Consider the following 13,464-nt stretch of genomic DNA (forward strand, 5'->3'; position numbering starts at 1 on the left):
CGGCACATTCCGGACTGGCCGGAACGTGCCGTTGTACTGCATTTACTGGCAAGCTTCGCACTCTTCGAAACCTGCATCACCTGGACGCATGGTGCACGCCGGCCCATCCAATTCCAACTCATCCGACACCACTGGCTTTGCCGCATAATTTGCCATTGCACCGCCGCTAACAGCGCCGTCCACCGACACCGCATTCAACGCACCAGTTTTGGTCGTTGATTTTTCAGTGTGCGTAGCGCCGATTGTGCGCAGATAGTAAGTGGTTTTTAGTCCACGCAACCATGCCAATTTGTAAGTCTCATCGAGTTTTTTACCCGATGCGCCGGCCATGTAGATATTTAATGACTGGGCTTGATCGATCCATTTTTGACGACGCGAGGCAGCTTCGACCAACCATGACGGCTCGACTTCGAAAGCGGTCGCATAAATAGCGCGCAAATCTTGCGGTATGCGATCAATTTTGGCCAGACTGCCATCAAAATACTTGAGGTCCGAGATCATGACTTCATCCCACAGACCACGCGCTTTCAGATCACGCACTAAATAAGAATTGATTTCCGTAAATTCGCCGGACAGGTTCGATTTCACATACAGATTTTGATAGGTCGGCTCAATACAAGCCGATACACCAATAATGTTTGAGATGGTGGCGGTCGGCGCGATCGCTACGCAGTTCGAGTTGCGCATACCAAACTCTTTGATGCGAGCGCGCAAAGAAGTCCAGTCGAGTGATTCCGACATGTCCGTCTCAAGATAACCGCCACGCTCTTCTGCCAACAGCTTCAGGGAATCTTGCGGCAAAATGCCACGATCCCACAAAGAACCGCGGAATGAACTGTAACGACCACGCTCTTCTGCTAACTCAGTCGATGCGTAATACGCGTTGTAACACACCACTTCCATCGAACGATCGGCAAACTCAACCGCTTCCTGGGACGCATAAGGAATCCGCATCATGTGCAGGCAATCCTGGAAACCCATAATGCCCAGACCGACCGGCCGATGACGCAAATTGGAATCACGTGCCTTTTTAACTGCGTAATAGTTAATATCAATGACGTTATCCAACATCCGCATCGCCGTAGTAATGGTTTTCTGCAGCTTGACCGGATCCAGCTTGCCGTCTTTCATGTGCGCTGGCAGATTGACCGAGCCCAAATTACATACCGCGATTTCTGACTCGTTCGTGTTCAACGTGATTTCTGTACACAAATTAGAGCTGTGCACCATACCGACGTGTTGCTGTGGCGAACGGATATTGCAAGGATCTTTAAAAGTAATCCATGGGTGACCGGTTTCAAACAGCATTGACAACATCTTGCGCCACAGATCCAGCGCATGCAGCTTCTTAGTCGTGCGCAGTTCACCGCGTGCGGCTTTGGCTTCGTACCCGATGTAGGCCGTCTCAAACGCTTTACCGACTTTGTCATGCAAATCCGGCGCATCGCTAGGCGAGAACAAAGTCCACTCGCCCTTTTCCATCACGCGCTTCATAAACAGGTCAGGAATCCAGTTGGCGGTATTCATATCATGCGTACGGCGACGATCATCGCCAGTATTTTTACGCAGGTCGAGGAATTCCTCGATGTCCATGTGCCAGGTTTCCAGATAAGCGCACACTGCGCCCTTGCGCTTGCCGCCTTGATTGACTGCAACAGCTGTGTCGTTAACCACTTTCAGGAACGGCACCACGCCTTGTGATTTGCCGTTGGTGCCCTTAATGTGCGCACCAAGCGAACGCACAGGCGTCCAGTCGTTACCTAGCCCGCCAGCGTATTTCGCCAGCAAAGCGTTCTCTTTAATAGCGTCGTAAATACCTTCAAGGTCATCCGACACTGTGGTGAGATAGCACGATGACAGTTGTGAACGCAATGTCCCTGAATTAAACAGGGTTGGCGTGGAGCTCATGAAATCGAAACTAGACAGCAAATTGTAGAACTCAATCGCCCGCTCTTCGCGGTTAACTTCGTTTAGCGACAAGCCCATCGCGACGCGCATATAAAACGCTTGCGGCATTTCGATACGCACATCCTGAATATGTAGGAAATAGCGGTCATATAAAGTTTGCAGACCGATATAAGCAAATTGCAGATCACGTTCTGGTTGCAATGCATCGGCCAGTTTTTTCAAATCGAACTGGGCCAGCTTGCTATCCAATAGATCTGCCTCAATACCCTTTTTAATATACTTTGGAAAATATTCAAGGTATTCCGCTGGCGCATCGGCTTGCGTCACTTCTTTTCCGAAGACTTCCTTGCGAATCGTATGCATCAGCAAACGTGCTGTCACCGTACTATAAGCAGGATCTTTTTCCATCAAAGCACGCGCTGCCAAAATGGCTGACTTGTGCAACTCTTCAACCGGCACACCGTCGTACAGGTTTTTGACTGCCTCAGACAGAATCGCTTCGGCATCAACATGCTTTTCCAAACCGATACAAGCCGCCGAAATCAAATCACGCACTTGATTCATGTCCAGAACGCGACGTTGTCCATCTTCCGTTACATATATGTCGGCCGATGTCGCAGCAGCGTTAGTGGTAATCAGTTGCGCACGTTCTTCCATACGCTTGGCGCGATACAGCACGTAAGCGCGTGCCACGTCATGCTCGCCCGAGCGCATCAGGGACAATTCGACCTGGTCTTGAATATCTTCAATGTGAAAAGTGCCGCCGGTTGGTTGACGACGCACCAATGCGTTGACAACGTTCAGGGTCAACTGCTCGACTAACTCGCGCACACGTGCGGAAGCAGCACCTTGACCGCCGTTGACCGCTAGAAAAGCTTTGGTCACAGCGATTGAAATCTTGGACGGTTCAAATCCGACCACTGCGCCGTTACGGCGGATGATTCGGTAATCACCAAAACTGACCGGCGCATTCGCGGGAGCGGAAGCTTTGCCAGATTGGGACGATGCGCCGCCGAAGTCTGAGGAAGATTTGATAGAAATTTCTTGAGTAGATTGCACTGAGCCTCCCGAGCTGAGTTGACAAACGCGCTCATCGCGTCTGTTGTTGTTAACTATTATTGAGAATCACTGAAACTTTCAGGATCCACTGACATACCACCACGCCTACGTCGTAATAACTTATGCACTGCAATTAAATCACTTCAACTCATTGCATTGCGTCTACCAATACACGATTCCTCATGCCTTTTGCAGGCTGTTAAAACCGTACGTAAACGCAAAATTCTATTTGACACTACGGTCAAACATCATCAATTTTAAACGAGGGGCGCTGCAACGGGCCCATCCAACATGAGTACCAAAACACTCTTAGTGATGTAGATAAGACACCTGAAACAGCAAAATGAAGAAATCACACCTTTCACCACAAAACACTATATATAGTCTTTTTTATCGGTGTATGCACTAATTGTAGTACCTGAACTGCGTAGATGCAATGCTTATACGTGCGCATTTGTAGAATCTTTTTTTAGAACAAAAGCCAAAATCTGTTGACTTTCCTAGCTTCCAACAGGGAAGCGCAATGTGGGGTTGGTGAGCACTTGCGGTCGATAGCCTGCCAAGCCTTGCTGGTATTGATGCCAGTCAAAAAATGGACCTGGATCAGTTTTCCTGCCGGGTGCAATATGGCTGTGCCCACGTACCGCCAGCAAGTCGTGTCGAGACATCAATGCATCGGTGATTGCGCATAAAGCAAGGTATTGCCGCGAGGAAAAAGGCTCAAAATCGGTTCCCTCGAGCTCGATTCCGATCGAAAAATCATTACAACGCTCTCGCTCGCCAAACGAAGATGCACCGGCGTGCCATGCCCTTTCATTAGTCGATACGAATTGCACAACATCACCATCGCGGCGAATCAGGAAATGCGCCGATACCCTTAACGGTCGCAATTGCGCAAAGTAGGGATCAGCATCGTAGTCCAACTGGTTACAAAACAGGTCTGCAATAAAAGGACCACCGAATTGTCCTGGCGGCAAACTAATATTATGAATGACCAACAACTCAATCCCACCATCCGAGGGCCGTGCATCGCAATTGGGCGAACGCAGATGCTGAACGGCGGGCATGCCAATACCTTCTCCACTGATATTGCACCAGCCGTCCTCACCGATGTGAAAAATCGGCGATTGCGATTGTGGCCCGATTCCAGCAACATTTGCCGCTACGGCCGCCATGGATAATTTATCCGTCATCACGAATACTCGTCATTCCTGCTCATGAATTGATAGCCGCTGCATGCGATATCGCAATTGGCGAAAGCTGATCCCTAACAACTCAGCTGCTTTGGTACGGTTGAATTGCGTTCGACCTAAGGCTTGCCGTATTATATTGCGCTCCACATCGTCCAGATGCATCGGCAGCGATGGCGGCAAGCTGACCTTCGTATCATCCGGCTCTATAATGAACTGTCCACCCATCGCCATAATGGCCGCGACTGTTGCCGCAGACTCTTCAGGACCGATAGGCTCTCGTAATTCAATCGCTCTGCCTGCTTCCGTCTGCCGATATCCCGGCGCTCTTAATGCCAGATCGGAAACTTCGATCTGGCCATCGTTCGCAAACGCTAATGCGCGCTCAAGAATGTTTTCCAGTTCACGTACGTTGCCGGGGAAAGTATACCCACGCAGGGCCTGCAAGGCAGCCGGACTGAGCGATATTGGCGACTGGTGCTGATCTGGAAATGCAAGACGCGTCAAAATGACTTCCGCCAACAAGCCAATATCATCGACGCGTTCCCGCAGAGGTGGCAGATGTAACTCGATGACATTTAAACGGTAATACAAATCCTGCCGAAACTTACCCTTTTCCACACACTCCGCCAAATTTTGGTGAGTCGCACTCACCAAACGTACATCGACCACTTCTTCCGTGGTTGCACCGACTTTGCGCACCCGCCGTTCCTGAATTGCACGCAATAATTTTACTTGCATCGCCAGTGGAAGATCAGCCACCTCATCAAGCAATAGCGTACCGCCATTTGCCGCTTGAAAAAAACCGTCCCGATCATCCGCTGCACCAGTGAACGCACCTTTTCGATAGCCAAAAAATTCCGCTTCCATCAAATTCTCTGGAATTGCGCCACAGTTGACAGCAATAAACGGTTTATCAGCGCGTGGACTGAGTGCGTGTAAATCGCGCGCTGCCAACTCTTTTCCACTACCGGATTCGCCGCTAATCGCAATCGGTGCCATGCTTCGCGCCAACCTCGCAATTTGCGTACGCAAATCCTGCATTGCCGCCGATACTCCGATCAGACGCAAGGCCGGTGCGCCGGACTTGTTATTACTCAGTCCATTGCGTGGCAATATGCCAGCAGGAGGCACGCCGTTGCGCTCTGGCAAATGGACGCGTAGCGCCGATTGCACCATCAAACGTAATTGATCAAGTGCAACCGGCTTCGACAAATAATCGAATGCCCCCGCCTTCAATGCCATTACCGCGTTGTCCGCACTGCCGAACGCAGTAATGACGGCGACCGGTGTCATCTTGCCACTGGCGACAATCTCGTGCACCAATTCAATGCCAAGACCATCAAGAAGCCGCATATCAGTCAGCACGAGTGCATAGTCACGTAGCAGCAGGAAACGTCGCGCCTCTGCCAGTGAATCGGCACTATCGACGTCCAAACCCATTTTGACCAACGCGATTTCCAGCAACTCGCGCAAATGTGCTTCGTCATCGACAACTAAAATACGGGGTGAAGTCATAGCAACAATTTTCCCGCTCAAATAAAATTAAATTGGTCCACGCACCGCAAATGCGATCACAAATCGCCCGGTAAGGTCTTCATGCACCTCGTGCCTATATTCATAATCCAGCATAGCGCCGTTATTCAAACACAACTCGCGCGCCAAAAATAGCCCTAAACCGGTTCCTCTATTAGAAGTCGTGTAAAACGGCTCAAATAAATGCGAGCGAACCGCCGGCATAATCGCATTACCATCATCCTGTACATGTAACTCTAGACCACCTGCGGCGTTCGTCATGACCTGAAGTCGTATACTGTTTGGACCGCCGCTTGCATAACGCAGCGCATTCGACAATAAATTTACCAGAACCTCGCGCAGATGCAAAGGATCAAACCACACGGCGTATTTATCGGTCGTCGAAATCATCAACTGCAATACGCCTTTCTTGATAACATTCATTTGCTGAAATTCTTCGGCTATATCGAACACCAATGGACACAAAAGGATCGGCGCGGTTTGTCGTTGTACCTTGCGCGAAAGCGACAAGATATCTTCTATCATGCGGTTCAGCCGCGCCACGTTATCCTCAATAATATTGAGCAAACGTACATGTGTCGGATTAGTCGCATCTTCGATCAAAAGCGTAGCCGCATAGGATATTGATGAAAGTGGATTTCGTACCTCATGGGCAATACTCGCGGTCAATCGCCCCATTGATGCCAACTTCAGTTGCTGTGCCTGATTTTCGATTTCACTCACATCTTGCAAAAAAATCACAGCGACATATTCACTCAAATCCTCGGTTTTAACTGCCGCAAAGCGTAACTTGAAATGCACTGCCAGCTCGTGCCCGCTCGCCCCCATCAACACGGCGCTGGGTCTTCGGTCATCAGTATGTTTAATGGTGACCAAAAAGGGAGAATCACTGGACGTCGCATCAGAAATTGACTGTGCAAAGTACGGAGTAGCTTGTGATGCGGCTTGCGCAGCTGCGCTAGGATATTGGTTAACCGTCGCAGTCCAGACAAAAAAAGCCTCAGCAATCGGCGTCAAGGCGGGAAAGTCGCTCAGTTTATGCCTGGGACCATCGTCCAGTATCGATAGTGCAAGCATACGCCCAGCCATCGGATTTGCCATCAAAATAGTGCCGTCTGGCCCAACCACCAACAAACCATCCCCCATATCGGCAACGGCCATACGGTTGATAGCAAGTTGTACACGCAAATCTTTCCCACGCTGATTTGCCAGGTCCTCCTGGCGGATCAAGCGATTCGCCAGGCGATTGATCACAAACACCGAAAAAAAGAACGCGGCGCCCGACAATCCTGCTTTTACTGTTGTCGCCTCTGAAGCTTCTTGTAAAATCTGATATCCACTCTCACCCAATAAAATCAAGGTCACGATGGATACGAATAGCATCGCCAAAGGCAACGACGCCAAAATAGCACCACCAGCTAATGGAAACAAAAAAAGAACAGCTAATCCACTTTTAGCGCCACCAGCACCGATATAGAGAATCGAAATTGCTCCTATGTCGACCAAAATTTGCACGACAATTTGCAACCGGTATTGCCGTTGGCAATACGCTGCCAACAAAGTGAAGATGATCGCGCAAAGTAAATAGAGCGAGCAAGTTTGCGGATAGTTAAAAAACTCCGAAAATTGCAGAGCATTTTTTACATTCGCGCTGAGATACACGAGCAGTACCAGCGCGACAACAATACGGGTGATGTTAAACGTTTGCAGGGTGCGCCAAAACGTCATTGGTTTGTCGCCATCGGTAAAGAAGGCCGACATCGTTTTGGGCAGGTGAAAGGACATTGCGGATTTGATCATGCACGTTAACTCGGGCTAACTCAGACTATATTCAAAGCGCTTAGTACAAAACACGCATTACAAAGCACCAATCAAAGACTTATACGACCAGATTATCACTGCGCAGGATCATTATGCTGGTCATTGCGCGTGTAAGCGCCGATGGTCCTCACCGCAATAAATAGTACCGGCATAATCAGTCACCGCTTCAGATGCAGGAAAATGCAACCCGCAATGTGCACAGGCCACCATTTCTTCCACAGGTGACGACGCGCCCGATAACGATGACGGGCGCCCGTCTCTAGGACCTGCACCGCTGGCACCATCTGGCGCAGCACCGCTCTTATTAATGATATTTTTTTTGACGCGCTGAAACCAGACGATAACCGCCAGCGCGATAACTAACCAAATCACATATTTCATACCAGGACCCGATGCAATACAACTTCCAATACAAAACGACTACCGACATAAGCCAGCAGCAAAATAGCAAACCCGATCAACGTAAAACTGAGCGCCGTACGTCCGCGCCAACCCTGCCATTTACGTCCGGCCAATAATAAGCCGAACAGCGCCCACGACAGCAGCGTAAAAATGGTCTTGTGGTCCCATCTAAACGCGGTCCCAAATAACTCCTCAGAGAACACAACGCCGGACAACACCGTCAACGTCAATAAAGCGAACCCGAAAGCGATCAATCGAAACAGCAATTTTTCCATGGTCAGTAATGCAGGCAATCGATCCAGCGCCGCGCCGAACCAACTGGCATTGGCGTTGCCGGGCCGCGTATGGAGTCGAGATTCTTGTAACACCATGAGTACCGCATGAAACGCCGCTATCGTCAACGTACTATAAGCTAGGATAGAAATGACGATGTGCCATAAAAATATCGGTGATTTACCACTCAACGACACCATATTCCCCGGAAACAACGCTGGCAAGATGACTGCAACGGCCGCCGTTGGCAACACCAGAACGCGCAATCCATCGAGAGTATAGTTACGATTTTCAAGCCAATAAGCGGCGACTGAAACCCATAGTGTCGCCGATAACATCATCGAAAAACCTACGCGTACTTCCTCTGGCCCGACCACGTCGGCCCACAACACGCCGCCATGTAACAGCCAGCCGACCGCAGCGACAACCGAAATGGTTTTTCGCTGCTTCGACGGCAATATGGCGCAGCCAAGATATAACAAAGCTGTGAGAATAAATAGATAAGTTTGCATCGTATAAGTTTACAGTATGTGACCGCAGTATGTGACCGATTACTGGGCATGTGATAGCCAACAATTCAAAAGAAATTTACTACAACGACTGGTTACACCAATTCAAAATGCTTTACGTCACTCGGAATACGCAAAAATAATCAGCAAAGTCATGACTGGGATGCTTGAATCAAAACATAGCAAAGGTAACGCCACAATCAGCATAATGACGCCAACCGGTCGTTTTAAAAGTCTTCCACCTTATTTTTTGCGCTTGTCACGGATATACATTGCCAATTTGTTATTCGCCAAAGTGCGTTGCGTGACATCAAATAATTCCGTCGCGCTGACCAGACCACTTAACTTGGCATACCCATATTCACGGGCATCAAAATCAGGCGCCTGCTTAGCGATATAACTCCCAACCGAACCCAACTGCGCCCAACCGTCCTCATCCGATACCGCTTCAACCCCACTGCGTAACAACCGCAACAGTCGCGTATCCTGGCGTAACTCATTGGCGGCCCGATGCAACTTGCTCGGTACATCGCTCGCACCGTCCTGCTCCGCAACTTCTGACACCGCTGACTCGATCAACAGGTCTGTATAGATAAATTTGTCGCACGCTGTCACAAAAGGCTGCGGCGTCTTCCGCTCTCCAAAACCATAGACGGTCAATCCTTCTTCTCGGATGCGCGAGGCTAGTCGGGTAAAATCACTATCGCTTGAGACGATGCAAAAACCATCAAAACGACCGGTATATAACAAATCCATCGCATCAATGATCATCGCGCTGTCTGTCGCATTTTTACCTTTGGTATACCCAAACTGCTGAATCGGCTGGATCGAGTTACGCAGAAGACACTCTTTCCAGCTTCCTAGGCGATTATCGGTCCAATCGCCATAAATCCGTTTGACGCTGGCAACACCATATTTGGCGACCTCTGATAATAAGCCGTCGACAATCGCCGCGCTCGCATTATCTGCATCGATTAGTACTGCCAGACGCGGTGCTTCAGAAGCGGTGTTTCCTGACATAGCCATTCCTCAATTGTGAATAGAAGAATAATACCCGAAGGGAAGAGCACACTCTAGTCGTTCCCGTTTTGCAGCATACACCAACCGAATTTGATTCTTAAGCCAAGGGACCAATCATTTATTCGTGTTTTATGCGTGCTTACTAATTAACAAGAACGACTCGCGGCAGGGCTTAATTACACCGAGGTTAACACCGGGCCAGACTTTGAAGCGCTTGCAAAGCTTTTTATGGTGACCTTGTTAACGACTATGGTGCCCTGTGGCAAAATTTTCTCCAAAAATGCCTTATTCTGCTTTGCGCCGCCGTCTTCAAAGCGGTTTTGCAGCCGTATCGGGTAAAATGGAGGATTATTTTCAGTACGCCGCGTCTGTCATCATCCGTGATGAAAATTGCATCCGGAACCTTAGCGGACGCAATGACGCATTGCCCTTTTGCCCCTCTTCTGAAAAACAGTCACCTATGTTAGACAATCTTACCCAGCGTCTTGCCAAAGTCGTCAAAACCATGCGCGGCGAAGCGCGCCTGACAGAAACCAATACTGCCGAAATGCTACGCGAAGTTCGTTTGGCGTTGTTAGAGGCCGATGTCGCGCTACCCGCCGTTCGTGAGTTTATCGCCAACGTAAAACAAAAAGCGCTGGGCGAAGAAGTCATCGCCTCGCTCACACCGGGTCAGGCACTTGTCGGCGTCGTGCAGCGAGAGCTAGCCTCACTGATGGGCGCAGATCTCGGGCCCGAAGCATCGCAACTGAACTTCGCCACGCAACCGCCCGCGATCATTTTGATGGCTGGATTGCAAGGTGCAGGTAAAACTACTACCGTCGGTAAATTAGCTAAATATCTGCGTGAGCAGAAAAAGAAAAAAGTACTCACCGTCTCTACCGACGTTTATCGCCCTGCGGCGATCGGCCAGCTAAAGACGGTCACAGAACAAGTCGGCGCGGATTTTTTCCCGAGCCTGACAACAGATAAACCAGTTGATATTGCGCTGGCGGCACTCGATTTTGCGAAGCGTCATTATCACGACGTGCTAATTATAGATACCGCGGGTCGTCTTGGTATTGACGAAGCGATGATGCAGGAAATCACTGCAGTGCATGCCGCGGTCAAGCCAATTGAAACCTTATTTGTCGTCGACGCGATGCTTGGTCAGGACGCGATCAATACCGCCAAAGCATTTAACGATGCGTTGCCGCTCACCGGTATAGTCCTCACCAAACTGGATGGTGACGCTCGTGGTGGTGCCGCCCTTTCAGTACGGCATATTACCGGCAAGCCAATCAAATTTGCCGGTGTCGGTGAAAAGCTGGACGGTCTGGAAGCATTTGATCCTTCGCGCATGGCAAACCGCATTCTCGGCATGGGCGATATTCTGGCGCTGGTTGAAGAAGCACAAAAGGGTGTGGATGTCGCCGCTGCGCAAGATTTAGCGCAAAAAATCAAAGGCGGTGGAAAATTTGACCTTAACGACTTTAAAGCGCAACTAGGTCAAATGAAAAAAATGGGCGGTATGTCGAGCCTGTTGGATAAACTGCCAGCACAATTTCAGCAAGCTGCAGGAGCGGCAAATATGGGTCAGGCAGAAAAATCCGTGCGTCGCATGGAAGGCATGATCAACTCCATGACCGCGCAAGAACGTGCCAAACCGGAACTAATAAAAGCATCGCGCAAGCGCCGCATAGCAACCGGTGCCGGTGTTCAGGTGCAAGAAGTTAACCGCATGCTGTCGCAATTTGATCAAATGCAGTCGATGATGAAAAAACTTAAAGGCGGCGGCATGATGAAAATGATGCGGAGTATGAAAGGGATGATGCCAGGCTTAAAGTAAGCCCAGTTCTTATTCCCTAGTGTTGACAGGAAGCATCGCACTTTAATGGCATTAAAGCGGTTAAAGCATTGATTGATAAGGCTTTCACGCTTTTTACCGACTGTCGACGATGGGACTGAAAGCGATGCGCCATTGACATGCAGCGGACTAAATATGGTGTTATTTTGCCATCGAATTGATCGTAAAATCACATCACATTTAGTTCCCCAAACTCCTATGAAAAAAGGATGTTTTTGGGCACTCCTGATCAACCCTCAACAAAACCTGCAAAAGCCACAAAAAACACTTGCGTCACTGAGGAAACCGCACCACTATGAGCGATGCGTGATTGACGCATTTTTCACACTCTCTTCGTCAAGGAGGCTCAAAGATGGCCACAGCAAAAAAACCAGTAGTTGCAGAAAAAAAACCTGCAGCTAAACCAGCGGTAAAAAAAGCAGCACCAGCAAAAGTAGCAGCAGCAGACAAGCCAGCACGTAAGCCAAACGCAGCGTTCATGAAGCCAATGAAACCATCTGCTGTTTTGGCTGCTGTCGTCGGCGCTGATCCTTTGCCACGTACTGAAGTAACCAAGAAAGTTTGGGAATACATCAAAAAGCACAATCTGCAAAATCCAGAAAACAAGCGCAACATCGATGCTGATGAAAAGCTAAAAGCTGTCTTTGGCGGCAAAAAACAAGTGTCTATGTTTGAAATGACTAAACTCATTTCTGACCACTTGAGCAATGCTTAAGATATAGCAGTTCTAAAATATCTTAAGTGCCAAACAAAAACGCCCGCATTGCGCGGGTTTTTTTGTATTCTCTTTTCCGTTTTTATATTTTCTTTAGCACACGCTGAGCAGAATTAACTCCCACTTCTCCCTTCAACACATCTCTGCAAAATCACGACCCCTTCATTAAGATCGAATGAGGCATCGCTACGTGCAAAGCGCATCAAAGAGACACAAACGTCTATATTCTTATGAAAAGGTAGGAACAGGCAAATATGTGAAACCGATCTGGAACCGACCTACAAAGAATTGAAACGAAGAGGAAGCACATCTCAAACGCAGCTAACGAAATGTGTCCGAGCGCTAATATTAGTAACGATGTATGCGATGTTACGATCAATCTGGGCCAGTCGGCACAACTGCCCAAACTACTACTGCACCGCCACCGTCGTATTAAGAGGAACCTGGCTATATTCCCACCGCTTCCATGCGGCCTGCACTGCATTCGGATACTCCGGACGGCCGCGGCTACCGTTGTAACGGCCTAACGCCAAATATAGATTGCCCTTTTCCATATCCAGATACATCCGCAAAATCGCGCAACCGTAGCGCAGGTTGGTCTGCATATTAAAAAGTCTGCTGCGATCAGAGTCGCCGATAACACGCGTCCAGAACGGCATCACCTGCATGTAACCTTGCGCGTTGACGCTAGACAGCGCATATTTACGAAATGCTGATTCAACCTGAATCAAGCCCAATACCAACGCTGGATCAAGACCTGCGCGTTTGGATTCATACCAGGTGGTTTCCAGAAATTCGTTACGCATCTGCGCATCAGGAAATTTCTTTTTAAGACGTGTCGACATCTCAACCAGCCAATATAAGTACTGTATGCGCTGATTGATGTCGGTGAATTGTGGTTTGGGAGGCCCCGCATCGTTAATCGCACGCGACAGAGCCAGCCGCACCGAATCGGCCATCGCCTCTTCCTTTTGATTGCCGGCATGCGTCACACCACTCACCAAGAGCAGCGCTACCGACAACCACGGAATAATACGATCGATCAAACGCAAGTGAACTCCTGGAAAATAAACTACCGGTGTTTAGCTTCCAAGGAAACACCCGATTTGAAACAACAATCCAACTAGCATCCTAAGCCATTTTCCCGTCCTTCAAGGAGGAGGAAGAAATACCCAGGATGCCGAA

At 49.1% G+C, this 13,464-nt stretch carries 9 protein-coding genes and 1 pseudogene; 2 read left to right on the forward strand and 8 right to left on the reverse strand.

Features of this window, described 5'->3' with window-relative positions; genetic code table 11:
- Positions 1-42: 42 nt before the first annotated feature.
- From ACXX82_RS08480 to ACXX82_RS08510, 7 genes and pseudogenes are all read right to left on the reverse strand, one after another.
- Positions 43-2,967 carry a ribonucleoside-diphosphate reductase subunit alpha gene (locus tag ACXX82_RS08480; protein ID WP_322233625.1) on the reverse strand — a complete coding sequence of 975 codons (2,925 nt, stop codon included), beginning with the start codon at positions 2,965-2,967 and terminating at the stop codon, positions 43-45.
- Between the two features lie 500 nt (positions 2,968-3,467).
- Positions 3,468-4,034: a 1,6-anhydro-N-acetylmuramyl-L-alanine amidase AmpD gene (gene ampD / locus ACXX82_RS08485; protein ID WP_322240262.1), complete on the reverse strand. Its 567-nt coding sequence runs from the start codon at positions 4,032-4,034 to the stop codon at positions 3,468-3,470.
- A gap of 138 nt (positions 4,035-4,172) precedes the next feature.
- Positions 4,173-5,675, reverse strand: coding sequence for a sigma-54-dependent transcriptional regulator (locus ACXX82_RS08490; protein WP_323507583.1), 1,503 nt, complete (start codon positions 5,673-5,675; stop codon positions 4,173-4,175).
- 27 nt (positions 5,676-5,702) lie between these two features.
- Positions 5,703-7,493, reverse strand: coding sequence for a sensor histidine kinase (locus tag ACXX82_RS08495; RefSeq protein WP_458562750.1), 1,791 nt, complete (start codon positions 7,491-7,493; stop codon positions 5,703-5,705).
- Positions 7,494-7,613: 120 nt separating this feature from the next.
- Positions 7,614-7,895 carry a PP0621 family protein gene (locus tag ACXX82_RS08500; protein WP_322233631.1) on the reverse strand — a complete coding sequence of 94 codons (282 nt, stop codon included), beginning with the start codon at positions 7,893-7,895 and terminating at the stop codon, positions 7,614-7,616.
- Entirely contained in the window at positions 7,892-8,701 is an 810-nt protein-coding gene (locus tag ACXX82_RS08505) for a cytochrome C assembly family protein (RefSeq protein ID WP_322233633.1), read from the reverse strand. The genes ACXX82_RS08500 and ACXX82_RS08505 overlap by 4 nt, the downstream gene beginning before the upstream one ends.
- A 246-nt stretch (positions 8,702-8,947) precedes the next feature.
- Positions 8,948-9,718: pseudogene (locus tag ACXX82_RS08510) on the reverse strand (NYN domain-containing protein); the annotation flags it as partial.
- Between the two features lie 460 nt (positions 9,719-10,178).
- Here ACXX82_RS08510 and ffh point away from each other — a divergent pair.
- Both ffh and ACXX82_RS08520 read left to right on the forward strand, forming a co-directional pair.
- Positions 10,179-11,546 (forward strand): signal recognition particle protein, encoded by a 1,368-nt coding sequence (gene ffh, locus ACXX82_RS08515; protein ID WP_322240265.1) that lies wholly within the window; start codon positions 10,179-10,181, stop codon positions 11,544-11,546.
- A gap of 370 nt (positions 11,547-11,916) precedes the next feature.
- A complete protein-coding gene (locus ACXX82_RS08520; protein WP_205322985.1) occupies positions 11,917-12,279 on the forward strand; it encodes an SWIB/MDM2 domain-containing protein in 363 nt (120 codons plus the stop codon).
- Between the two features lie 410 nt (positions 12,280-12,689).
- Here ACXX82_RS08520 and ACXX82_RS08525 read toward each other — a convergent pair whose 3' ends face one another.
- Positions 12,690-13,331, reverse strand: coding sequence for a lytic transglycosylase domain-containing protein (locus ACXX82_RS08525; protein WP_322233637.1), 642 nt, complete (start codon positions 13,329-13,331; stop codon positions 12,690-12,692).
- Positions 13,332-13,464 lie beyond the last annotated feature (133 nt).

The sequence above is a fragment of the Glaciimonas sp. GNP009 genome (genome assembly GCF_054343755.1).

Bases quoted from the DNA above. Each gene is read 5' to 3' on its own strand.
- ampD (WP_322240262.1), bottom strand. From the start codon at position 4,034: ATGCCCGCCGTTCAGCATCTGCGTTCGCCCAATTGCGATGCACGGCCC.
- ACXX82_RS08490 (WP_323507583.1), bottom strand. From the start codon at position 5,675: ATGACTTCACCCCGTATTTTAGTTGTCGATGACGAAGCACATTTGCGC.
- ACXX82_RS08495 (WP_458562750.1), bottom strand. From the start codon at position 7,493: ATGATCAAATCCGCAATGTCCTTTCACCTGCCCAAAACGATGTCGGCC.
- ACXX82_RS08500 (WP_322233631.1), bottom strand. From the start codon at position 7,895: ATGAAATATGTGATTTGGTTAGTTATCGCGCTGGCGGTTATCGTCTGG.
- ACXX82_RS08505 (WP_322233633.1), bottom strand. From the start codon at position 8,701: ATGCAAACTTATCTATTTATTCTCACAGCTTTGTTATATCTTGGCTGC.
- ffh (WP_322240265.1), top strand. From the start codon at position 10,179: ATGTTAGACAATCTTACCCAGCGTCTTGCCAAAGTCGTCAAAACCATG.
- ACXX82_RS08520 (WP_205322985.1), top strand. From the start codon at position 11,917: ATGGCCACAGCAAAAAAACCAGTAGTTGCAGAAAAAAAACCTGCAGCT.